Source organism: Rhodococcus sp. P4_E4 (assembly GCF_056401575.1).
Map to the genome: position 1 here is coordinate 209,946 of NZ_JBFUJB010000019.1, position 22,022 is coordinate 231,967.

The following is a 22,022-nucleotide window of genomic DNA, read 5'->3' on the forward strand; positions in this document are numbered from 1 at the left end:
AGGTGGCGATGACACATGGACATCGTTTTCACCATTCTCAGCCTGGTCGGCTTCATCGCGCTGACTGCAGGCACCGCCCTCTTCGTGGCGGCCGAATTCTCACTGACCGCGCTCGAACGCAGCACCGTCGACGAAGCTGCTCGTGGCGGCGACCGACGCTCGCGGCAGGTTCAACACGCGCACAAGACTCTCTCGTTCCAGCTCTCCGGCGCTCAGCTGGGTATCACGATCACAACCCTGATCACCGGTTACCTGGCCGAGCCCGTTCTGGCACGGTTCATCACACCGGTCACGAAGGCCGTCGGGCTCAGCGAATCCGCTGCCTCGACAACGTCTTTGATCCTGGCGCTCGTGATTGCGACCTCGTTCTCCATGATCTTCGGTGAGCTCGTACCGAAGAACCTCGCAATCTCCAAGCCGATGCCCACCGCCCGCGCGACTGCGGGCCTGCAAGCGGGCTTCTCGCTGATCTTCCGGTGGGCCATCAACGGCCTCAACGGAACCGCCAACTGGATTGTGCGACGCCTGGGCATCGAACCCGCGGAAGAATTGCGCTCGGCGCGATCACCGCAGGAACTCGGGTCCCTCGTGCGGACGTCCGCGCAGCGCGGGTCCATCGACAAGGGCACGGCGATGCTCGTCGACCGTTCGCTGCAGTTCGGTGACCGCACCGCAGAAGAGCTGATGACTCCGCGAGTGAAGATCGAATCGCTGGAACTCTCGGACACCGTCGCAGACCTGATCGTGACGGCGTCGCGAACTGGCTACTCGCGCTTCCCCGTCGTTCGCGGCGATCTCGACGACACAGTCGGCGTCGTACACATCAAACACGCGTTCACCGTTCCGGCCGAGCGCAGGCGCACGACGCGCGTCGACAGTCTGGCTCAACGTGTTCCCGTCGTGCCGTCGAGCCTGGACGGAGACACCGTCATGGAGCGGATCCGCTCCGACGGCATGCAGGTCGCGCTTGTCGTCGACGAATACGGCGGAACAGCCGGCATCGTCACGATGGAAGACCTCATCGAGGAAATCGTCGGTGATGTGCGCGACGAACACGACGAACCCGAACTCGACGTACAGCGCGTCGGCGACGGCTGGTCGTGCTCCGGTCTCCTGCGCATCGACGAGGTCACGTCGGCAACCGGATACACCGCGCCCGAAGGCGACTACGACACGCTCGGCGGTCTGGTGCTCACCGAACTGGGCCGAATCCCCGACGAGGGTGACGAAGTGGAATTGCCCGACGTCGACTCGTCCGGTGATTCCCGCGGCAAGTGGATCGCCCGAGTGATGAGTATGGACGGCCGTCGTATCGACCGAGTGACCATCACGCCGGTCCCGGCACATGTCGAACCCGAATCCGCAGACGACGACACGAAGGAGTCCGACGATGAATAACCTCTTCGGTGTACTCCTCACCGTCGTGCTGCTCGCCGGTAACGCATTCTTCGTCGGTGCGGAGTTCGCGCTGATCTCCGCACGACGCGACCGCCTCGAGGCACTTGTCGCGCAGGGTAAGAAGCGGGCACTCACGGTCATCAAGGCCGGTGAGAACCTCTCGCTGATGCTTGCGGCAGCTCAGCTGGGCATCACGATCTGCTCGATCCTGCTCGGTAAGGTCGCCGAGCCCGCCATCGCGCACCTCCTCGAGGTGCCGATGGAAGCCGTCGGCCTTCCCGACGGATTGCTACACCCGATTTCGTTTGCGATCGCGCTCTCGCTGGTCGTCGTGCTGCATATCCTCCTCGGCGAAATGGTGCCCAAGAACATCGCGTTGGCGGGCCCCGAGAAGACGGCCATGCTGCTCGTTCCCGTGCATCTGGCGTTCATCAAGATCGCTCGCCCGATCATCGCGTTCTACAACCTCTGCGCCAACGGAGTGCTCAAGCTCCTGCGCGTCGAGCCCAAGGACGAACTCGACGTCACTGTCTCGGCGGTGGAGTTGTCCGCGATGATCGGTGAATCGCGATCCGAGGGTCTGATCGACGCCGAAGAACACCGCCGGTTGAAGCAGGCACTCGAATCGACAGATCGCACCGTCTCCGAGGTCCTGATCACTCTCGACAAGGTGCGGACCATTCCCCTCACGCCGTCGGGAACAACACTGGGTGAGATCGAGCGTGCGGTCATCGAGACCGGATACTCGCGTTACCCGGTCCGAGCGAGCGATGGATCGCTGGCCGGGTACGTGCACCTCAAGGATGTGCTCGACGAGGTGCTCGACGAAGCTGCCGGGCCGGACACCGTCGTTCCGACATCGGATATCCGCCCGTTGCCCATCGTTCCGCTCAGCACGCCGCTGGCCGAAGCGTTGGCCGGCCTTCGTCGGGCCAGCTCGCACCTCGGCGCAGTCACGGACGCCGACGGAGTCGTGATCGGTATCGTCGCGCTCGAGGATCTGCTCGAGGAGTACGTCGGAACGGTTCGCGACGGCACGCACCGCGGCACAGATGCTGTTCCCGGACAAAGAAACAGCTGATCGATGACACGTTCGGTGCATTCACTCGCACTCGCGCAGAGCGAGTGGACGGTTCGGCGGGCACTTCACCTCGAGGGGGTGGAGAAGCTCGTCGAACCGCACCGAGCGCGTCGTAGCGCCGGTATCTCTCACCCGGTGCACGACTTCCTCTTCACGTACTACAACTTCAAGCCCGCGCAACTGCGCCGCTGGCACCCCGGGTACGGAGTCGCACTCGAGAACGCCGGCGAATACGCAGCCTTCTCCGGCTACCGCGTCGACGAATCGGGTACCGCGACGGTCGAGGCCTCCGTGCTGGAGCGTCGGCGTCACACAGTCGAATTCGTGTGGAATCTGTTGAATCAGACGTCTGCGCGGCCCGCTGTGCTGGGTTGCTTCGGCCTCCACGAATGGGCGATGGTCTATCGCGGCGGCGAGGACGCGATCCGTCACCAGTCAGTGCCGCTGCGGCTCGGGTTCGCCGGTACCGACGCGGTCGTCGAATCCCTGCCACTCAAATGCACGCACTACGACGCGTTCCGGTTCTTCACACCGGACGCGGCCCCCAAGAACTCGCTCCCGCTTGCACGCGAAACTCAGATCGATCACGAACAGCCGGGCTGCCTGCACGCCGGTATGGATCTGTACAAGTGGAGCTTCAAGTTGTTGCCACTCGTGGATTCCGATCTGGTGATGCGGTGCTTCGAACACGCGCTCCTGGCCCGTGAACTCGACATGCGCGCGAGCCCATACGACCTCGCCGAGTACGGGTACTCCCCCATTCGTATCGAAACTCCCGCGGGCCGCGCCGAATACGTGCGTCAGCAACAACAGTTGGCGGATCGTGCTGCGCCGCTCCGCGATACGCTGGCAGAGAAGTGCCGGGAGCTTCTCGGCCACTGAACTGCCGAAAGGCGCCACATGGATCACGGGTACGGGTTCTATCTCGACGAATACCAACGTGACGTCGGGGTGCACACCGACGACCGACGCGGCCACATCGAATGCCCGGACTCGGCGGGCTTCCTTGCGGCGCACTTGCCGGTGTTCGACCTCGCTGCAGGCTCAGTCGCGGCCTTCGCCTCGGCAATTCATCGGTCAACCGGCCCGGGCGACGGACACTGGACCCTCGATCCCGAGCGCATCGCCGCGTCCTTCTCGAGCGATCGACTGTTCCGGATCGGCGGCGAACCGATTAACGGATTCTCCGAATACTCGGGGTTCTTTGCCGCCCGCGATGGTTGGGTCCGCACGCACGGCAACTATCCACACCATCGCGACCGCCTGCTCGCCATCCTCGAACTCGACCATGAATCATCTAAAGATGCAGTGGCGCAACGGATATCCGAACTCAGCGCCATCGAGATCGAGCAGCAGGCCGCCGAGATCGGCGCCATCGCGGTCCGTGTTCGTACCGAGACCGAGTGGCGCCTGAGTGAGCAGTGCGCAGCTGCGAGGTCTGAGCCTCTGGTATCCATCCGAGTACGCGACGAGGGAAAACCCCGCACGCATCCGACGCGCCCACGTGTTCTCGACCTGACCCGCGTCATCGCCGGCCCGGTCGCGACCCGTGCCCTCGCGCTGGTCGGCGCTGACGTTCTGCGGATCGATCCCCCGGCGATCCCCGAGATCGGATGGCAGCACCTCGACAGTGGCCAGGGCAAGCGGTCGGCGCTTCTCGACCTGAAATCCTCGGCGGAAGCGGCAGCATTCCGCGAACTCCTCGACACCGCAGACGTACTGGTCACCGGCTACCGTCCTGGCGCACTCGAAGCACTCATCGGGCAGGATCTTCCCGCCCACCTGATCCACGGGCGCGTCAGCGCATGGGGATGGGAAGGTCCGTGGGCGAATCGCCGCGGCTTCGACAGCATCGTGCAGGCCGCATCCGGTATCTCGTTCCTCGAGGGCGGCGAGAAACCGGGCGCACTTCCAGCGCAGGCCCTCGACCACTCGACCGGATACTTCTTGGCAGCTGGGATCCTCGACGCGTTGACGCTGCGCTCGCACGACGGCCGTGGCCGCGATGTCGACGTGTCATTGGCCAGCACCGGCGCCCGTCTTCTCGACGCACCCGGCCGAACCGTCCATCCCGGTCTACCGACCGCTCCCGGCCTGAATGCTGTTGTCAACCATGGCGACGTGACCACCGCACGACCCGCGCTGGCAGAGTTCGAGGACTACCCCGAACCAGCCCATCCGTGGGGATCGGATCGGGCGGAGTGGGCACACTGAGGGACCGGCACATTCAGGGCAAGATGGACCTGTGAAGTCACATACCTACACACTCGACCTTCAGTGGACGGGCGATCTGGGAACCGGAACGTCCAGCACGCAGGGATATTCGCGCAATCATGCAATATCCGCGGTCGGAAAGCCGGAACTTCTCGGCAGCTCCGATCCCTCGTTCCGCGGTGACGCGCAGCGATGGAACCCCGAGGAACTGCTCGTTGCCTCCCTCGCCCAGTGCCATATGCTCTGGTACCTCGGTCTGGCAGCTGCCGCTGGGGTCGTCGTTCTCGACTACAGCGATCAGCCGGTCGGCAGCATGATCGAGGAATCCGATGGCGGCGGCCAGTTCATCGAAGTGACGTTGAATCCGACGGTATTGGTCGCGGAGGCGTCGATGGTCGAGAAGGCCGAGGAGCTTCACGGCCCCGCACACACGAAGTGCTTCATCGCTCGGTCGGTCAACTTCCCTGTCCTGCATTCACCGACGATCCTGGTGGCCACCGATGAGTGATACGCACAAGCTCATCGTCGACGTCGACACCGGCATCGACGACTCGTTGGCGCTTCTTTATCTCCTTGCCAGCCCCGAAGCCGAGATTCTGGGGATTGCGAGCACCGCCGGCAACGTTCCGGTGGAACAGGTCGCGGCCAACAACTTGAACTGGCTTGCGCTCTGCGGCGCCCCGGACATCGAGGTTGCACTCGGCGCCCGCGAGCCACTGGTCATCCCGTTGCGCACCACCGAGGAGACTCACGGTCCGCAAGGGATCGGGCATGCCGTCCTCCCCGATTCGGGTCGCAAGCGCTCGGTCCGAACCGCCACCGACCTCTGGGTGGATCTCGTGCGGGAGTACCCCGGACAACTCACCGGATTGGTGACGGGGCCGCTCACCAACCTTGCGCTGGCGATCAGACGTGAACCCGATCTGCCGTCTCTGCTGAAGCGACTGGTCGTGATGGGTGGGTCGTTCAACTATCCGGGCAACACGACGCCGACCGCGGAGTGGAACGTCTCGGTGGATCCGCACGCCGCCAAGGAGGTGTTCGACGCGTTCTCCGTCGTACCCGCGCACCGGCGCCCGATCATCTGCGGCCTCAACGTCACCGAATCCATCGAGATGTTCCCCGAACATGTGCGTCGGCTCGCCGACGCTGCCGGGAGCACTCCGGAAGAGATCATCTCCCCTGACGACGGTCCCGACGTCCGCAGTTCCGCGTCCAACAGCGTGATCAGGCATATGTCCGACGCGATCCGGTTCTACATGGAATTCCATCGTGAATACGACCAGGGCTTTCTTGCTCACATGCATGATCCCTTTGCTGCTGCCGTCGCCCTCGATCCGAGCTTGGCGACACTGAAGCCGGCAACGGTAGATGTCGAAACCGAGAGTCCACTGCTGATCGGAACGACGGTCGCGGACTGGGTCGGGCACTGGAAGCGTGAGCCCAACGCGGATATCGCGGTCAGCACCGATCCGGCGGAATTCTTCGATCGACTTGTCCACCGAGTGGGAAATTACGCCCGCGTCGTGGGTTGACCGAGCCGGGCACCGGCTATGCTCGCATGGACAGAACACCAACGAACGAGAACAAAGGACCTGACGTGCAGATTTCCAGCCACGATGCCTCCCCGGCATTTGCGCTCGGATTGATGGCGTTCTGGCCCACTCGTCGTAGCGCATGCTTCGATCAGGCGTGTTGCTGAGCGGCGATTCTCGCTGCCTGCACCCCTGACTTTGTCGCTTCTTCGCTCGGAGTCTGTCTTCTCATGTTCAACCTTCTTTTGTTCACCCTTGTCGGCGTCGGCGCCCAGCTCGTCGACGGCGCCCTCGGTATGGCCTTCGGTGTCACCGCAACCACTCTGTTGATGATCGGTGGCCTCGGTCCGGCTCAGGCCAGCGCCGCTGTTCACCTGGCCGAGGTCGGCACCACCCTCGCTTCGGGTGTGTCGCATTGGAAGTTCAAGAACATCGACTGGAAGCTCGTCGCCAAGCTCGGTGTGCCCGGCGCAGTCGGTGCATTCATCGGCGCAACCGTGCTCTCGGGTCTGTCCACCGAAGCGGCAGTCCCCATCACGGCGACGATCCTGCTGGCCATCGGTATCTATGTGGCACTTCGCTTCTCGGTCCGCCCACCGGCCGTCGCGGATGCTCGTACCACTCCGCACACTGCACGTTTCCTGTCCCCACTCGGCCTGTTCGGTGGTTTCATCGATGCATCCGGCGGTGGTGGTTGGGGTCCGATCACCACCAGCACGCTGCTCTCGCGGGGCAAGACCGCGCCGCGCACCGTGATCGGCTCGGTCAGCGCCTCGGAGTTTCTGGTCGCGTCAGCCGCGTCGCTGGGATTTCTTGTCGGATTGGGTCGTGAGTCTGCTGGAAACCTCCTCGTTGTCGCCGGTCTCGCGCTCGGCGGTGTCATCGCTGCCCCGTTCGCGGCGTGGCTGGTCAGCCGCGTGCCTGCAACCTTGCTCGGAACGGCGGTGGGCGGCGTCATCGTGTTGACCAACGCACAGAAGCTGTTCAAATCCTTCGACATCACCGGGGCGGTCACAGTGGCCGGCTACCTGGCCATTCTCGGCGCGTGGGCAGCGTTGCTGTTTTACGCGTGGAAGCGGTCCACGCTCACCCCAGCCGAGGCAGAAGGCGATTTCACGGGAGTCGAACTCGCTGTCGAGAACGAACTCACCGAGCCTGCGGTCAAACGCGAACGATAGCTCGTCACAGAAGAAATCCCGGGTATCCGCGCTCGGATACCCGGGATTTTGTTTTTTCGCCCTAGTTGCTTCCGTCGAACGCGTCGAGAATTCGCCCCGCCGCCAACGCTGCTGTCAGCGAACCGTCACGCACGCTCTGCTCGACGTCGGCCCGGATCGCACGCACCCGATCGTTGCTCGAGAGCCTGCGTAGCAGCTGATCGTTGACCATCGTCCAGGTCCAATCGACCTGTTGCTTGCGACGCTTCTCCTCGAACTGTCCTGCTTCGGTGAGCACCTCACGGTGTTTGGTGACAGTTCCCCAGAACTCGTCCAGTCCGACACCTTCGAGGCCGCTCATCGTGATGACGGGCGGCTTCCAGATGGCGTCGTGCGGGTAGATCAGGCGAAGCGCTCCGGCCAATTCGCGGGCAGCACCCTTTGCCTCGCGCTCATGCTTTCCATCGGCCTTGTTGACCGCCACCAGATCTGCGAGCTCGAGGACACCCTTCTTGATGCCCTGGAGCTGATCACCGGTACGAGCGAGTGTCAGGAACGTAAAGCAGTCCACCATGTTGGCAACAGTGACTTCGGACTGGCCGACACCCACTGTCTCCACCAGGATGACGTCGAAACCGGCAGCTTCGAGAAGCACGATGGTCTCTCGGGTTGCCTTGGCAACACCACCGAGCGTGCCGGACGTCGGTGACGGCCGGATGTACGCATTCGGTTCGACGGTGAGCCGAGCCATGCGTGTCTTGTCGCCGAGAATCGAGCCGCCGGTGCGGGTGGACGACGGATCGACCGCCAACACCGCAACCCGATGTCCCTTGCCCAGCAAGTACATTCCGAGCGCGTCGATGAACGTCGACTTGCCGACGCCGGGAACGCCGGTGATGCCGATCCGGTGCGCTCCCCCGGCCTCGGGCAGCAACTTCAGTAGAAGCTGCTGCGCAAGGGCCCGGTGGTCGTCGCGAGTGGACTCGACGAGGGTGATCGCCCGAGCGAGGCCGGCACGCTGATTTCCGCGTACCGCCTCGGCGAGGGAATCAATGTCGATGGGCTGACGTGCCATCTTCAGTGACCCCCTTCTCAGCTGTGGTCGTGACCCAGTTGGGCGGAGAGCTTCTCCAACAATCCGCTGGCAGCGTCGGCGATGACGGTTCCGGGCGGGAAGATGGCAGCAGCGCCGGCCTCGTAGAGTTCGTCGAAGTCACCGGGCGGAATGACGCCGCCGACGACGATCATGATGTCGGGTCGACCGGCCGCAGCCAGAGCCTCCCGCAGCGCCGGAACCAAGGTGAGGTGACCGGCTGCCAACGACGACACACCGACTACGTGGACGTCGTTGTCGGCCGCCTGATTGGCGACCTCTTCGGGGGTCTGGAACAGCGGTCCGACGTCGACGTCGAATCCGATGTCCGCGAAGGCCGTGGAGATGACCTTCTGGCCACGGTCGTGACCGTCCTGGCCCATCTTCGCGACGAGAATACGGGGACGACGTCCCTCGTCCTCGGCGAACTTCTCGACCAGTTCCATCGCCTTGCTGATGTTGCTCACCGTTCCTGCCTCGTCGCGGTACACACCACTGATGGTGCGGATCTCGGCCTGGTGGCGTCCGTACACCTTTTCGAGGGCGTCGGAAATCTCGCCGACGGTAGCCATCGCGCGGGCGGCGACAACAGCGAGGGCGAGGAGGTTGTTCTCCATGCCGCCTTCGGTGGATGCGGCAGCGCGGGTGAGGTTCGCGAGTGCGGCCTCGACGGCTTCCGGATCACGTTCTGCGCGAAGGCGAACCAGCTTCTCGAGCTGTTCCTTGCGGACCTTGGAGTTCTCGACCTTGAGAACTTCGATGGTGTCGACCTCGTCGGGAACGTACTTGTTGACGCCGACGAGCGGCTGCCGACCGGAGTCGATGCGTGCCTGGGTGCGGGCGGCAGCTTCCTCGATGCGCAGCTTCGGGATGCCTTCGTTGATGGCCTGAGCCATTCCGCCGGCTTCCTCGACCTCTTCGATGTGCTTACGAGCCCGGTTGGCGAGTTCGTTGGTGAGCCACTCGACGTAGTACGAGCCGCCCCACGGGTCGATGGGACGCACGGTGCCGGATTCCTGCTGCAGCAGCAACTGGGTGTTACGGGCGATGCGGGCGGAGAAGTCCGTCGGCAGTGCGATGGCCTCGTCGAGTGCGTTGGTGTGCAGCGACTGTGTGTGGCCCTGGGTGGCAGCCATGGCTTCGACGCAGGTACGCGGAACGTTGTTGAAGACGTCCTGCGCGGTCAGAGACCAGCCCGAGGTCTGCGAGTGGGTACGCAGCGAGAGCGACTTCGCGCTCTTGGGATCGAACTTGGCAACAAGCTCGGCCCACAGGAGGCGTCCGGCGCGGAGCTTGGCGACCTCCATGAAGAAGTTCATGCCGATGGCCCAGAAGAAGGACAGGCGCGGTGCGAACTTGTCGATGTCCATACCGGCGTCGAGGCCGGCGCGGATGTACTCGACGCCGTCCGCAAGGGTGTACGCCAGTTCCAGATCGGCCGTCGCTCCGGCTTCCTGGATGTGGTAGCCCGAGATGGAGATGGAGTTGTACTTCGGCATTTCCGCGCTGGAGTACGCGAAGATGTCCGAGATGATCCGCATCGAGGGCTTGGGCGGATAGATGTAGGTGTTACGAACCATGAACTCTTTGAGGATGTCGTTCTGGATCGTTCCGGCCAGCTTGTCCGGGGTGACGCCTTGCTCGCCTGCCGCAGCGACGTACAGCGCGAGAATCGGGAGCACAGCGCCGTTCATCGTCATCGAGACCGACACCTGCGAGAGGTCGATTCCGTCGAAGAGCTGACGCATGTCGAGGATGGAATCGATTGCGACACCGGCCATTCCGACGTCACCCGCAACGCGAGGATGATCGGAGTCGTAGCCGCGGTGTGTGGCGAGGTCGAAGGCAACCGAGAGGCCCTTCTGACCGGCCGCGAGGTTACGACGGTAGAACGCATTCGACTCCGCGGCAGTGGAGAATCCGGCGTACTGGCGAATGGTCCACGGCTGGTTCACGTACATGGTCGGGTACGGACCACGCAGGAACGGCGCTGCGCCCGGGAAGCTGTCGAGCGGGTAACCGGACTCGGCGGCGGCCGTGCGGTCCGCACCGGTGTACACCGGCTTGACGTCGATGCCTTCCGGGGTGGACCAGACAACCTGCTCGGCGGCGTAGTTGTTGGCGTTTGCGCCCTCTTCGATGAGCGCCTGTGCCTGCTCGACCGACGGCGGTGTGGGTGCCGGAGACTGCGGGTCCTCGAGTGGGACCTCGGCGAAACTGCCGATCACGTGCTTGACCTCTCGTGTCGTCACTTGGAGCTTCCCGTCTCGATGAAGTCGAGCAGTTCGGTCAGAGCCGACACTGCGTCGATGCGGGCTGTGAGGAATCCGTCCGGGCGAGAATCGCCGGTCGCGTCGGCGACTGCCTTTTCCGGTCCTGCGAGCAGCACCTTGGTGATGCCTGCAGCGCGAAGTTCGGCGACGGCCGCTGCGGCGCTCTCGCCGTAGCGCTTGTCCGTGCCGCACAGCACCGCGACGGTGGCACCGGAAGCCTTGACGGCTGCGGAGATGGCTTCTGCGCCTACCTCGAGGGGGCCGGGGTTGACTGCGTCGATACCACCCGAAGCGAGCAGGTTGGACGCAAACGTGGTGCGCACGTTGTGTTCTGCAACCGAGCCCAGCGGCGCGAGAAGCGCAGTGGGACGGGCGCCGCCGGCGGCGAGGAACGCGTCCGAACGGTCACGAAGCGCTTCGAATGCAGCTGCGTAGCGGGCGACGGACTGGCCGGGCTCGACGGCTTCGGCGGACAGCGGCGTTTCGCCGAGGTTCGGGAACTCGTTGACACCGGTGACCGTGGTCTTACGGTGTGCGATGTCGGAGTCGCGCTTGGCCTTCGTGGCAGCGATACGACCGGAGACGATTCCCGCTTCGAGTGCCGCCAGATATCCGCCGGCTGCTTCGATTTCCTGGAAGAACTCCCACGCGGTGGCGGCGATCTGCTGCGTCAGGTCCTCGACGTACCAGGAGCCCGCCGACGGATCGAGCACGCGGCCCAGGTGCGACTCCTCGAGGAGAAGCAACTGCGTGTTGCGCGCGATGCGCGAGGAGAAGGACTTGCTGACACCAAGGGTGCCGTCGGCCAGGGCGACGTCGAACGGAAGAACAGTCACTGCATCTGCTCCGCCGACGCCGGCGCCGAATGCGGCGAGGGTCGTGCGCAGCATGTTCACCCAGGGATCACGCTGAGCCATCATCGCGGCGGAGGTGACTGCGTGCTGCGGCGCTCCACCGAAGTCGGAAGCTCCACAGACCTGAGCGATGCGGGCCCACACGAGACGTGCGGCGCGGAACTTCGCGATGGTCTGGAACTGATCGTCGGTTGCCGAGTAGCGGAAAGCCAACTGCGACAACGCAGCACCGATGGTCAGACCGCTCTCTGCGGTGAGTGCGCGGAGGTATTCGAGTCCGGCGGCAATCGCGGCTCCGAGTTCCTCGGCGTCGCCGGCACCCGCGTTGTGGAAGGCCGTGCCGTCGACGGTGATCGCGTGCACGGTTTCCGCGCGAGCTGCAGCGAGGGCGGCCAACTCGACGGCGCCTGCAAATTCGACGTCGGCTGCGCCGGAGAACGAACTGGTCAGCGGCGCTGCACCGAGGTGGACTCGGATACTGCTGCGATCACTGACGCCGTCGCCGGCTTCGCCGCGAGCATCGAGGAGAGAGAAGAGTGCGCGGGCTGCATCGTTCACCTCGGCGCCTGCGTCGAGCGTGAGCGGTGCGAGGTCGAGAAGAACGCCCTCGAGCGCAGCGGCGAGGTCGGTGACCGGAACGCCGTCGGCGCCCACCTTCAACCAGAGTGCGCTGACTCCGTTTTCGAGGGCGTCCAGGATGGCGCGATTAGTCTCGGCCGCCGAAGCGGTTCCGAATGCAGCGGAAACCAACCAACCGGCATTGACATCACGGTGAGCGTCGACGCCACGCACGTACGGAAACGTGCCCGGCAAGCTCTGCTCGGGACGCTCGTCGCGTGGGCTGTAGAGCGGTGCGACAGTGACACCGTCGTAGGTGACGGTTTCGAGCAGTTTCTGTGGCTCGGGGCCCAGCTCTGCCGCATCGACTCTGCGGGACTTGGCGAGCACACCGGCTACGGAGCGCTGCCACTCCGCGTACGCCTGCTCGACAGCCTCGGCTTCTGAAGCTAATGACACTGTGTCCGCTCCCTCTCATTTTTTGCGTGAGCGCTTTACCGATAATCGGATTTGTTCGTTAGTTCTGTGATGCTAACCCGCGGTTGAGCCCAGATATCGTGAGGATCACGTCATGTTCTTCACAGGGCTGTTCGCGGCCACTTTCCGACCGGTCAGACGACGTGCAGATTCGGTCGTTCGTGCACGTGTGACCGGCCCTTACCTAGCGATTGTTCAGCATGTTTACGGGTTACCCGCGAGTTCGTTTCACTGGCCGGGACTACAGGTGAAGGCCACTCCGAAAGCCTAGTGGTTTTCGTCACAGCGCCGTTTCATTGTCGCCTGGAGCACGTCGCTTTCCCGCCCCCGTGGCAATGTTCGACTCACGATTGCGGGTCGGCAGTCGGCCCGGTTCACCGTTCGCAGGTAGCCTTGTGACCTGTGATGGGACGCCTGCTGGACCGAAGATTGATCGCAATAGTCCTGGTAGTGCTCGCTTTGTTCCTCGCAGCCCTCCTCGCCCCACATCCCACGGTGTCCCAGGTGCGAGAGTGGGCGGACTCGGTTGGCCCGGCGTTTCCCCTCGTGTTCTTCCTGGTTCATTCGATAGTCACCGTCGCGCCGTTCCCGCGCACCGTCTTCACCCTCAGTGCGGGGGTTCTTTTCGGCTCGGTGACCGGCATCGCTCTTACCGTGGCGGCAACGACTGTGAGCGCCGTTCTGGCCCTCTACCTGGTCCGCGCCATCGGCCGTGACGTCGTGTGGCAACGGATTTCGAGTCCGACGATCCGGCGGGTGGACGAGCGGATCGAAAAGCGGGGGTGGCTGGCCGTCGGCTCTCTGCGCTTGATCGCGTTTGTCCCCTTCTCGGTGGTGAACTACTGCTGCGGCATTTCGTCGATCCGGATCGTGCCCTACATCCTTGCCACCGTCGTCGGCATCTTGCCCGGCACTGTTGGGATTGTCGTTCTGGGCGATGCGCTCTCCGGCGAAGCCGATCCTCGTCTCCTGATTCTGTCCGGGATCTGCATTGCGATCGGCATCGCCGGTCTGGTGTTCGACGCTCGCCGTCAGCCTTCACCGGGCGAAACCATCGTTGACAACGGTCAATCTCAAGAGGTTGATTTGATTGAGTCAACCCAAAACGATTGACTATTGACAGTCAACTATCTAGCATTGACTAATGTTCGTACTGACAGTGGATCAGCGAGGTAGCCGACGCGATGTCGACCGCGTCGGGGACATCATCGACGACATGGCCGATCGCAGGCTCCTGCGGCCGTTCGAGCGCACGGCGGGCGACGAGATTCAAGCGGTGACCGACGATCCGGCGCTACTCGTCCTCGTCGCACTCGAGCTGATTCGGCGCGAGCACTGGAGTGTCGGGATCGGGATCGGTCCCGTCGAGCAGCCTCTCCCACGGCAGACCCGGGCCGGACGCGGACCGGCATTCGAAGCTGCTCGGATCGCCGTCGAGCGAGCCAAGCGAGCTCCGGCCAGAATTGCTGTCGAACAGGCGCCGGCCGACAGCTCACGCGACGAACTCGCCGCCGATGTCGATGCCGCGTTCACCTTGCTCGGAACGATTGTCACGAGACAGACGAAGGACGGACGCGAAGCCATCGCTCTGATGGACAGCGGACTCACTCAGGTCAGCGCGGCAGCCCACCTCGGAATCACCAAGCAAGCCATGTCCAAGCGACTCCTGACAGCCGGGTGGCACGCAGAACTCGCCGGGCGCAGACTCGCAGAACGACTTTTGGTCAGACTCCAGCCCTAGACTGCTCACGCTCGCACCGGTACAAACTCGTCGACACAGCAGGGGGCTCGAATACATGGTCGTTCTGGCGTTGATCGCGCTCGCCGTCGCCGCCGCGGCACCAGCAGTTGCGGCGGCACTGGGACCGCTCAGTCGTGGTCGACTGGAAGTCCCCGAATGGGCGTCGTCCGTGGTGGCTCTTCCGGCGCTGGGTGTTGCCGCACTGGCATCGACCCGAACGACCCCGGTCACCGGTTTCGCTCTCGGGGCGACGCTTGTCCTGTGCGTACTTGCCGCCGCCACGGCCGGTGCACCGTTGGTACTTGCCACCTTCAAGATCGCTCGTCGCCAACCGGACGGGAGCCCGGCACCGGACGCCGGACCTCTTCGCGGCGGACGTGTGATCGGCATCCTCGAACGGCTCGCGGTGGCGGCGTCGATTCTCGCAACCTGGCCGGAGGGGATCGCGATCGTCTTGGCAGTCAAGGGGCTCGCACGGTACCCGGAACTTCGCGAACCTCACGCGTCCGAGCAGTTCATCATGGGAACCTTCGTCAGTGTCCTCTGGGCGATCGCTGTATGCGGAACGGGACGGGCACTCATCACGTAGGTGACGAGTGCCCGTCCCGATTACTACGAGAGGAGCCTACCGGCGCTGGCCGCCCTCCGGCGGCTGATCCTGGTAGGGGTACTTCTGCTGGAACTCTTCGCGTTCGGACGGCAGCGGTAGCTGACCGGGCCAAGGATTTTCACTCTGCTGCGGCAGCGCGGGATCTACGAATCCGGGCTGCTCGGGCGCACTTTCACGGAGGTGCCTGACCGCAGCCGCCGGATCTTCGACGGGAGTACGTGCAGCAACTTCAGCAGCACGGACTGCTTCTGCGATAGCCGGATCGGATTTCGTTTCGAACCACTCCGCCACCTCAGCTGAATCGTCCTCAGGGTTGGGAAGATTCTCTTCGGCGGCCGGCGGCTCGTAACGGAAGACACCGTCCTGCCCCTGCGCGCCAAGCGTTTTCGCAAATCCCTTCAGTGCGTCACCGAAGTCGCTGGGCACGAGCCACACCTTGTTCGCATCGCCTTGCGCCATCTGCGGCAACGTCTGAAGATACTGGTATGCAAGCAATTCCGGAGTCGGCTTACCGGACTTGATAGCAGCAAAAACCTTCTCGATGGCCTTGGCCTCGCCTTGGGCCTGCAAGTACTTGGCCGCGCGGTCACCTTGAGCCCGAAGAATCTGGGACTGACGCTCACCCTCGGCGTTGAGGATCGAGGCCTGCTTGTTGCCCTCGGCGGAAAGAATCTGGCTCTGCTTGGCACCCTCGGCTGTCTTGATAGCGGATTCGCGGTGGCCTTCAGCCGTCAGAATCATCGCGCGCTTCTCGCGGTCCGCCTTCATCTGCTTTTCCATCGACTCCTGGATGGAGGGCGGAGGATCGATGCTCTTGAGTTCGACGCGGGCCACTCGCAGGCCCCAGCGGCCGGTCGCCTCGTCGAGGACACCACGAAGCTGACCGTTGATGGAATCACGCGAGGTCAGCGTCTCTTCGAGGGTCATTCCGCCGACGACGTTTCGCAGCGTCGTGGTTGTCAACTGCTCGACGGCAGCGATGTAGTTGCTGATCTCGTACACCGCAGCTTGCGGATTGGTGACCTGGAAGTACACCACCGTGTCGATGGACAGTGTCAGGTTGTCCTGGGTGATCACCGGTTGCGGTGGGAAGGAGACCACCCGCTCACGAAGATCCACCTTGGCGCGCACACGATCGGCGAACGGGATCAAGAATGTGAGCTGACCGGACACCGTCTTCGAATACCTACCGAGCCGCTCGATCACCGCGGCTTCTGCCTGCGGTACCAGTGCTACCGACTTCGCGACCACCAAGATCACGAATAGCACCAACACACCGAGCACTATGAGTGCTGCCATTAAGGTCCCCTCCAGACGACTGCTGTTGCGCCGTTGATTTCCATCACCGTCACCTTGGTGCCCGGCGGATACACCTCGGTGGTGTCGTACGGCCTGGCAGTCCACACCTCGCCGTCCAACTTGACCTGCCCGGAATGCTCGCCCACTTCTTCCAGAACCAGAGCGTGCTTACCTTCGAGTGCCTGAATTCCGGTCGGGGTCGGGGGCGGACTACCGAAGCGACGCAACATGATCGGTCGCACGCCCAGGACGAGGGCGGCGGAGAACACTCCGAACATGACGGCGTCGACCCACACCGGGAAGTCGGTGACAGCACTGACACCGGCAGTAGCGAGCGCCCCACCGGCGAGCATCAGCAGGAAGAAATCCCCCACCAGCGCTTCGGCCCCGGCGAGCACCAGTGCTCCGATCAGCCAAATAAGTGCAGCCACAACACCATCTAACCAGAATGTGTGACCCAGGCCGCCGCTACGTCAGTTCGGCTCGGTAACGAAATCGACAAGTTGTTCGACGGCGCCGATCAAAGGAGCTTCCAGATCGCGGAAGCTCTCGACCGAGTTGTAGACCCGCCGCCAGCCCTCCTGAGGCGTCCCCCAGCCCAGTTCGCGGCAGATTCCCGTCTTCCAATCCTCGCCGCGTGGAATCTTCGGCCAGGAGGCGATTCCGACAGATTTGGGACGAACGGCCTCCCACACGTCGATATACGGGTGTCCGGTCACCAACACGTTCGGGCCGAGGCCCTGAGTCAGTTGGGTTTCCTTGGAACCGGTGACCAGGTGGTCGACGAGGACACCGACACGGCGGCCGGGGCCCGGCCCGAATTCGGCAAGCCGCTCCCCCAGATTGTCGAGCCCTTCGAGATGTTCGACGACAACACCTTCGACGCGAAGGTCATGGCCCCACACCCGCTCGACGAGGGCAGCATCGTGTACTCCCTCCACCCAGATCCGGCTGGGCAGTGCCGTGCGTGCACGTAAGCCTTCGACTCGGGTCGAACCCGAAGCCGATCGTGCGGGTTTGGTGGACGCGGGCTTGGGGGCCGGGCGAACGAGGGTGACCGGTGAGCCGTCGATGAGGAAGGCCGCCTCGCGCATCGCGAACAACCGCGTCCGGGAACGCCCGTCCTCGAGTCGCACGAAATCGCCGTCGTACGTGCGCTCGAAACCGACTACAGCACCGCAGAATCCTGTCGCCGCATCCTCGACGACAAGATCACGTTCGGCCGCCACTTCAGGCGTCACGCGCTTCTGTTTGCGGGTATGACCCGCAAAAATGTCACCGTATCCGTTGCCACCGCTCACGCCGGATCACGCTAGGTCACAACGCCGGGGCCGCGCATGTCGCCACGCCGAACTAAACTTCACGGTCATGAGTTCTCCCAGCGCAACCCTCACCGTGTGGGCAGCGTCATGGCTCGCCGGCGACGCTGCGCCGGACGACGTCATCGACGCCCTTGCCGCGTGGGCGCCGATGCACCTGATCGGCGCTGCCGATGCGGAAACCGCGGTCCGTCACGATCTCGAGTGGCCGGGAGTCACGGCTTCGGGTGTGTCCACCCTGTTGAGAATCGCCCGCTCGGAGGCTGCTGAAGTCCGCCTGGTCCTTCCTACGGCCGGCGATGTACGTGGCCTGCCCACTGGCACCGAGTTCGCGCGCGCTGCGATCGCAACGGGTGAAGGGATACAGATCGGCGCCGTCGGGAAGCCGGGAGTCGGCCTCGTGCCGTCGAAGGAAGGTCCGGACGTCTTGCGGTGGACGGTTTTCTCCATTCCCACTGTGGCGGGCAGCGCCGAATCGATCGGACTCCGTGAAGCCGAATACGAACTGCGCCAGGCTGTTCGGGACGCAGCGGAGGTGCTCGGCGGGCTTCCGGCCGTAGCCACCGGAATGCCTGGGGGCGACGCTCGTACGCTGGTCGCCGAAGCGCTGCAGGCCCAGGCCGGGTACCGCTGGCCGTCGACACTGTCACCTCGGCATCTACAGGTGATCGACACCGCCGACAACGTGGCAGCCATTCTTACCGTCGCTGCGTCGGTCTCGACCAATCAGGCCCCGAGCGTGTCCACTGCGCAGAGGCGTGACGACCTGCTGCGACGACTGTGGGACGTCGTTCGCACTGCCCGTGTCGCGTCGGCGAACAGCGTGTCGATCAGAGCTTGAGCACGAAGTTCCGGCGTTTCTCGGCAAACCCGTTGCGGTCACCGAACATGTCGATCTTCATCTCTTCGAGCTCACGCTCCTCGTAGGGCTCCACCGGATCACGTTCCAGTCGAAGACGTTTGCGCTCCAGCATCGATTCCATCCGATCTCCTTCGAGCAAGTCGGTGGCGACCTCGTGCAACCACGCCTCGAACAGATCCGGCCGTCTGGGGCCGATCGCGTCGACAAGTCCGATGTCCAAGGCTCGACGGATACCGATCGCACTGCACTCGGCCAGCAGGCTGCGGGCCTGCTCCTCGCCGACCCGAGCCGGAAGTGTGTACGTGTGCAGTTCCGAGCCGAACAGGCCCATCGTGGCGTAATGAGGATTGAGAACCACACCGTCCCTGGCCACGACTACGTCGGCTCCAAGCGGAAGCATGACCCCGCCGGCACCGGCGTTGCCTGTGAATGCCGCCACCACAACCTGTTCCGTACAGGTGACGATCGCTTTCGCGATCTCGTTGATGGCTTTGATGTTGGCCCACGCTTCTCCGGCTTGATCAGACGCGGCCTCGATGACGTTGAGGTGGATACCGTTGCTGAATCTGTCGTAGTCACCCGTCAGGACAAGGATCCTGGTGTCCTGCGCGATCGCCCAGCGGAGCCTGGCGGCCAGTCGGGCGCATTGCTTCGTACTCATCGCACCGTTGTAGAAGCGGAACGAGAGATATCCGATTTCGCCGTCGCGGTGATAGTCGGTCTCGGGGTAACGACTCTCCCAGACCTGTGGACCGAACACGTCCGGACGTACGACCGCGGTCGACGGAAGTTTGACATTGCCGGCGCCGACGAGCCGCGCATGTCCGATCCATACGGAGCCCGCACCGGTGGCGACACGTATCGCCTGGTGGAAGTACTCGACGATGGTGCCGGGCGCTGCATCGACGTGGGTATCGGGGTGAGCGTCGTAGACGTAGACCCGGTCGAGCCCCAACTGAACGGCGACGCCGGGAAACCCGTCGGCGGCGTTGACGGCGCGGACGATGCTCGACGCGTCTTCCTCCCAGCTGAAAACGCGATCGGCCTGTTTCATGCTGGGCCTCGATCGGGCCGATGCCACGGGCCGCGCAACTCGGTCCGATGGGATCGCCTGGAAGTCAGGAGTACGGAAATGTTCGACGACCTCCGTAATGCACTCCATCGCCGCGTCGGTGACTGCCTCGTTGTATACCGAAGATTTGGTTGCACCGCTCTGGAGTTCGAATGTCCGCCACGCCCACACCGCTCCGGCATCGAGTTCCTCGGCGGCCTGCAACGCGGTCACTCCCCAGATCGGTTCGCCATCCGTTATCGCCCAGTCCAGCGACGACGGTCCGCGATCGCCGGGCGGGCCGGGATGGATGATGATCGTTGTCCACCGCTGCCAAATAGATTCCGGTACATAGGCTTTCAGAAACGGGCAGATGATGAGATCGAAATCTCCCGCAGACGTCGCGGCCAGCGCTGCGTCCGCGTCGGCGACGACGGCGGTGCGGACTTGGTGCCCCGCCTCGCGAAGAACAAGACCAGCCCGCTGCGAGAGACCATTGTCGGAGGTGACGAGAAGAAGCACGCTCAACGGTGGCGCGGAAGCCGCGCGTGGGCGTGAGCGCCGGAACAGCGCCGCCGTCGCCGCTCGCAGACGGCCCCTGCCCGTTGCATCTTCGCGTAGCTTCGTCGTTGCTCCAGCGCTGGAAATAGCCACAGAAGTCGTGAATGCGGCCGATTTGGGCATCGGTCTAACTTCGGGGGTCGAAACCATGGATTCCTGCTCGCATGCTCGGGTATCTGCAGCGCAGACCGAACTCCCCCCAGAGCAGGGCCGACGCACCGATAGATTGATTGAGGTATTTAGGGACTTTATACCTACCGTCGGTTTGTTTCAATAGCTATTTTCAGGCAAACCGTTTGATCGGTCAACCCGCAGTCTTGTGATTGATCGCAATATGGCGGTCGATGCGAATATGTTCGTCCAGCGTCGGGTAGCGCAAACCGGTGTCCTGGCTGTACCCCTGACGGCGCAACCAATCCAGAACATCGCCCCAGAACCAGATCCCCCCGGCGACCGAGTTGTACGGAATCGGGAAGGGAGTGGCCGCCTGCCGGACCCCTCGCACCCATTGTCCGACAGCCTGCCTCGTCACCCCCGCACGGTCGGCAATGTCCTGACGTGACACCAAATCGGGATGCGTCCGCTGGGGACGCACGCCTGCAGCCACCAACTGGTCGACCACGGTGATAGCCGTCGTCGCCGCTCGCATACCTTCCGAGGTGAGCGTCAGCAACTGCAGTCCACGCCGGTCCTCGACCCTTCCGCCCAAGCTCTCTTCGATCGCCTGCTCTTGCGAGACTGTCAGCATCTGAACGATGAATGTGAATTCGTAACGGTGATAGAGGTCTTCGGCCACGCAATGAACATAGCCGTAAGCTGCACTGTTTCCACATGGACACACCCGGATCCCGCCCTCGCACGCACAATGGGCAGATGATCGACGTGGACGACAGTCAGTTCGAGGACATGGTCAAGCGGGCGCTCGACAGTCTGCCCCCGAAGTTGGGAGCGGAGATGGCCAACGTCGCGGTGACCGTACAACTCGAAGGTGGACGACCGGGGCTGCTCGGGTTGTATCAGGGCATCCCACTGACCAAGAGAACCACCACGTACGCCGGCGTCCTCCCCGACCGCATCACGATCTACCGCAGGGCCATCTGTGCGATCTGCAGCACCGAAGACGAGGTGATCGAGCAAGTTCGCCGAACCGTGATCCACGAAATCGGCCACCACTTCGGGATCGGAGATCCCCGGTTGCGTGAACTCGGATGGTGACAACCAACTCATCTACAAGTCGGAAATCAGCTAGAGGTTGATAATCGGCGAATTGTCATGTCAGCTGTACCAAGCCCGCAACAATTGAACACTTACAGGAGTTCGCATGGTCAATTTGATCCAGATCGCCCCGAAGAATGCCCCGACGTTTGCGATGAGCCGACAGAAGGCCGCCGAACTGCTGGGCATCTCGGTCGACAGCGTTGCGTTTCTCCTCAAGTCTCGCTATCTCCCGGATCTGGACGCCGGCCGGTTGATCTCGATGGCCAACCAACCCTGGTTGTACTCGGACGGCGACTTCCCCGTGCTACAGCAAGGTGCATCCGAACTAGCACCGAAGAAGATGCTCCCCGCCCGTAAGTACATCGGCGAGAGCGCAATTCACTCCGACGCCGAATGCGTGGAAGCCAACCAGGGACAGTGGGCGGGATTCAACGTCGACCATGTGCTCGGCGCCCGCTTCCTGCCTGTGACACTGCGCAAGTTTCCGGTGTCAGTGCTGCAGATCCACGACGTCAACGACGACGACGAAGAACGAGTGTCATTTGTAGCGACCCTCGCCGGGCGAGTCCGTGAACTGGGGGCGCCCAAGCTCAACTACATCGACCCGTCACTGAGCCCCGAGGATCGACAGATCGTCGAGACGCTCCTCACCTCACGCAGCACGTCCACCGTTCCGGGACCCTGCGGAAAGCTGAAGCAGCCGAACTCCTGAGCGTCGGAA

The 22,022-nt window shown here is 63.5% G+C and carries 21 protein-coding genes; 13 read left to right on the forward strand and 8 right to left on the reverse strand.

Features of this window, described 5'->3' with window-relative positions; genetic code table 11:
• The first annotated feature begins 15 nt into the window (after window positions 1–15).
• From AC1DVN_RS21220 to AC1DVN_RS21250, 7 genes are all read left to right on the forward strand, one after another.
• Window positions 16–1,398, forward strand: coding sequence for a hemolysin family protein (locus tag AC1DVN_RS21220; protein ID WP_477994196.1), 1,383 nt, complete (start codon window positions 16–18; stop codon window positions 1,396–1,398).
• On the forward strand, window positions 1,391–2,479 hold the full coding sequence (locus tag AC1DVN_RS21225; RefSeq protein ID WP_003944826.1) for a hemolysin family protein: 1,089 nt from the start codon (window positions 1,391–1,393) through the stop codon (window positions 2,477–2,479). Before AC1DVN_RS21220 ends, AC1DVN_RS21225 begins: the two co-directional genes overlap by 8 nt.
• Before the next feature lie 3 nt (window positions 2,480–2,482).
• Complete coding sequence (locus tag AC1DVN_RS21230; RefSeq protein WP_477994197.1) at window positions 2,483–3,361, forward strand: 3-methyladenine DNA glycosylase; 879 nt, start codon at window positions 2,483–2,485, stop codon at window positions 3,359–3,361.
• A gap of 18 nt (window positions 3,362–3,379) precedes the next feature.
• Window positions 3,380–4,693, forward strand: coding sequence for a CoA transferase (locus tag AC1DVN_RS21235; protein ID WP_477994198.1), 1,314 nt, complete (start codon window positions 3,380–3,382; stop codon window positions 4,691–4,693).
• 31 nt (window positions 4,694–4,724) lie between these two features.
• Window positions 4,725–5,201: an OsmC family protein gene (locus AC1DVN_RS21240; RefSeq protein ID WP_019748441.1), complete on the forward strand. Its 477-nt coding sequence runs from the start codon at window positions 4,725–4,727 to the stop codon at window positions 5,199–5,201.
• Entirely contained in the window at window positions 5,194–6,228 is a 1,035-nt protein-coding gene (locus tag AC1DVN_RS21245) for a nucleoside hydrolase (RefSeq protein WP_113683628.1), read from the forward strand. The genes AC1DVN_RS21240 and AC1DVN_RS21245 overlap by 8 nt, the downstream gene beginning before the upstream one ends.
• 230 nt (window positions 6,229–6,458) lie before the next feature.
• On the forward strand, window positions 6,459–7,406 hold the full coding sequence (locus tag AC1DVN_RS21250) for a sulfite exporter TauE/SafE family protein (protein ID WP_019748438.1): 948 nt from the start codon (window positions 6,459–6,461) through the stop codon (window positions 7,404–7,406).
• 61 nt (window positions 7,407–7,467) lie between these two features.
• On the opposite strand, the gene meaB is transcribed toward AC1DVN_RS21250, so the two are convergent.
• The 3 genes from meaB to mutA are packed head-to-tail and all read right to left on the reverse strand — an operon-like array spanning window position 7,468 to window position 12,622.
• Complete coding sequence (gene meaB / locus AC1DVN_RS21255) at window positions 7,468–8,460, reverse strand: methylmalonyl Co-A mutase-associated GTPase MeaB (RefSeq protein ID WP_003945003.1); 993 nt, start codon at window positions 8,458–8,460, stop codon at window positions 7,468–7,470.
• Window positions 8,461–8,477: 17 nt separating this feature from the next.
• Window positions 8,478–10,730, reverse strand: coding sequence for a methylmalonyl-CoA mutase (gene scpA / locus AC1DVN_RS21260; RefSeq protein ID WP_019748436.1), 2,253 nt, complete (start codon window positions 10,728–10,730; stop codon window positions 8,478–8,480).
• Window positions 10,727–12,622, reverse strand: a complete 1,896-nt coding sequence (gene mutA, locus AC1DVN_RS21265) for a methylmalonyl-CoA mutase small subunit (RefSeq protein WP_020969616.1) — start codon at window positions 12,620–12,622, stop codon at window positions 10,727–10,729. Before mutA ends, scpA begins: the two co-directional genes overlap by 4 nt.
• A 423-nt stretch (window positions 12,623–13,045) precedes the next feature.
• On the opposite strand from mutA, the gene AC1DVN_RS21270 reads away from it, so the two are divergent.
• Genes AC1DVN_RS21270 through AC1DVN_RS21280 form a run of 3 tightly spaced genes read left to right on the forward strand, consistent with a single transcriptional unit; the run spans window position 13,046 to window position 14,970 of the window.
• Window positions 13,046–13,753 (forward strand): TVP38/TMEM64 family protein, encoded by a 708-nt coding sequence (locus AC1DVN_RS21270; protein WP_060938559.1) that lies wholly within the window; start codon window positions 13,046–13,048, stop codon window positions 13,751–13,753.
• 31 nt (window positions 13,754–13,784) lie between these two features.
• Window positions 13,785–14,381 carry a hypothetical protein gene (locus AC1DVN_RS21275; RefSeq protein WP_003944858.1) on the forward strand — a complete coding sequence of 199 codons (597 nt, stop codon included), beginning with the start codon at window positions 13,785–13,787 and terminating at the stop codon, window positions 14,379–14,381.
• A 55-nt stretch (window positions 14,382–14,436) separates the two neighbouring features.
• A complete protein-coding gene (locus tag AC1DVN_RS21280) occupies window positions 14,437–14,970 on the forward strand; it encodes a hypothetical protein (RefSeq protein WP_003944797.1) in 534 nt (177 codons plus the stop codon).
• 36 nt (window positions 14,971–15,006) lie between these two features.
• Here the strand turns inward: AC1DVN_RS21280 and AC1DVN_RS21285 are convergent, their stop codons facing one another.
• From AC1DVN_RS21285 to AC1DVN_RS21295, 3 genes are read right to left on the reverse strand one after another with little or no spacing between them, the layout of a single operon-like run.
• The gene (locus AC1DVN_RS21285) at window positions 15,007–16,290 is read right to left on the reverse strand and encodes an SPFH domain-containing protein (RefSeq protein ID WP_003944935.1); all 1,284 of its coding nucleotides are present in this window, start codon (window positions 16,288–16,290) and stop codon (window positions 15,007–15,009) included.
• On the reverse strand, window positions 16,290–16,721 hold the full coding sequence (locus AC1DVN_RS21290; protein ID WP_003944877.1) for an NfeD family protein: 432 nt from the start codon (window positions 16,719–16,721) through the stop codon (window positions 16,290–16,292). The genes AC1DVN_RS21285 and AC1DVN_RS21290 overlap by 1 nt, the downstream gene beginning before the upstream one ends.
• 42 nt (window positions 16,722–16,763) lie before the next feature.
• A complete protein-coding gene (locus AC1DVN_RS21295) occupies window positions 16,764–17,591 on the reverse strand; it encodes a DUF3097 domain-containing protein (protein ID WP_003944813.1) in 828 nt (275 codons plus the stop codon).
• Between the two features lie 67 nt (window positions 17,592–17,658).
• Here AC1DVN_RS21295 and AC1DVN_RS21300 point away from each other — a divergent pair, with 67 nt between their 5' ends.
• A complete protein-coding gene (locus tag AC1DVN_RS21300; RefSeq protein ID WP_042951890.1) occupies window positions 17,659–18,450 on the forward strand; it encodes a hypothetical protein in 792 nt (263 codons plus the stop codon).
• Here AC1DVN_RS21300 and AC1DVN_RS21305 read toward each other — a convergent pair.
• Complete coding sequence (locus AC1DVN_RS21305; protein WP_477994199.1) at window positions 18,440–20,206, reverse strand: enoyl-CoA hydratase-related protein; 1,767 nt, start codon at window positions 20,204–20,206, stop codon at window positions 18,440–18,442. The genes AC1DVN_RS21300 and AC1DVN_RS21305 overlap by 11 nt on opposite strands.
• Window positions 20,207–20,387: 181 nt before the next feature.
• Window positions 20,388–20,879 carry a hypothetical protein gene (locus AC1DVN_RS21310; protein ID WP_020907745.1) on the reverse strand — a complete coding sequence of 164 codons (492 nt, stop codon included), beginning with the start codon at window positions 20,877–20,879 and terminating at the stop codon, window positions 20,388–20,390.
• Between the two features lie 77 nt (window positions 20,880–20,956).
• On the opposite strand from AC1DVN_RS21310, the gene AC1DVN_RS21315 reads away from it, so the two are divergent.
• Window positions 20,957–21,298, forward strand: coding sequence for a metallopeptidase family protein (locus tag AC1DVN_RS21315; RefSeq protein ID WP_003944783.1), 342 nt, complete (start codon window positions 20,957–20,959; stop codon window positions 21,296–21,298).
• 106 nt (window positions 21,299–21,404) lie between these two features.
• Window positions 21,405–22,013 (forward strand): hypothetical protein, encoded by a 609-nt coding sequence (locus AC1DVN_RS21320; protein ID WP_020907744.1) that lies wholly within the window; start codon window positions 21,405–21,407, stop codon window positions 22,011–22,013.
• Window positions 22,014–22,022: the final 9 nt, after the last annotated feature.

Coding starts and splice junctions, on each gene's coding strand:
- AC1DVN_RS21220 (WP_477994196.1), top strand. CDS start 16: ATGGACATCGTTTTCACCATTCTCAGCCTGGTCGGCTTCATCGCGCTG.
- AC1DVN_RS21315 (WP_003944783.1), top strand. CDS start 20,957: ATGATCGACGTGGACGACAGTCAGTTCGAGGACATGGTCAAGCGGGCG.
- AC1DVN_RS21280 (WP_003944797.1), top strand. CDS start 14,437: ATGGTCGTTCTGGCGTTGATCGCGCTCGCCGTCGCCGCCGCGGCACCA.
- AC1DVN_RS21285 (WP_003944935.1), bottom strand. CDS start 16,290: ATGGCAGCACTCATAGTGCTCGGTGTGTTGGTGCTATTCGTGATCTTG.
- meaB (WP_003945003.1), bottom strand. CDS start 8,460: ATGGCACGTCAGCCCATCGACATTGATTCCCTCGCCGAGGCGGTACGC.
- AC1DVN_RS21300 (WP_042951890.1), top strand. CDS start 17,659: ATGAGTTCTCCCAGCGCAACCCTCACCGTGTGGGCAGCGTCATGGCTC.
- AC1DVN_RS21225 (WP_003944826.1), top strand. CDS start 1,391: ATGAATAACCTCTTCGGTGTACTCCTCACCGTCGTGCTGCTCGCCGGT.
- AC1DVN_RS21230 (WP_477994197.1), top strand. CDS start 2,483: ATGACACGTTCGGTGCATTCACTCGCACTCGCGCAGAGCGAGTGGACG.
- AC1DVN_RS21305 (WP_477994199.1), bottom strand. CDS start 20,206: ATGCCCAAATCGGCCGCATTCACGACTTCTGTGGCTATTTCCAGCGCT.
- AC1DVN_RS21320 (WP_020907744.1), top strand. CDS start 21,405: ATGGTCAATTTGATCCAGATCGCCCCGAAGAATGCCCCGACGTTTGCG.
- AC1DVN_RS21270 (WP_060938559.1), top strand. CDS start 13,046: ATGGGACGCCTGCTGGACCGAAGATTGATCGCAATAGTCCTGGTAGTG.
- AC1DVN_RS21275 (WP_003944858.1), top strand. CDS start 13,785: ATGTTCGTACTGACAGTGGATCAGCGAGGTAGCCGACGCGATGTCGAC.
- AC1DVN_RS21235 (WP_477994198.1), top strand. CDS start 3,380: ATGGATCACGGGTACGGGTTCTATCTCGACGAATACCAACGTGACGTC.
- AC1DVN_RS21245 (WP_113683628.1), top strand. CDS start 5,194: ATGAGTGATACGCACAAGCTCATCGTCGACGTCGACACCGGCATCGAC.
- AC1DVN_RS21250 (WP_019748438.1), top strand. CDS start 6,459: ATGTTCAACCTTCTTTTGTTCACCCTTGTCGGCGTCGGCGCCCAGCTC.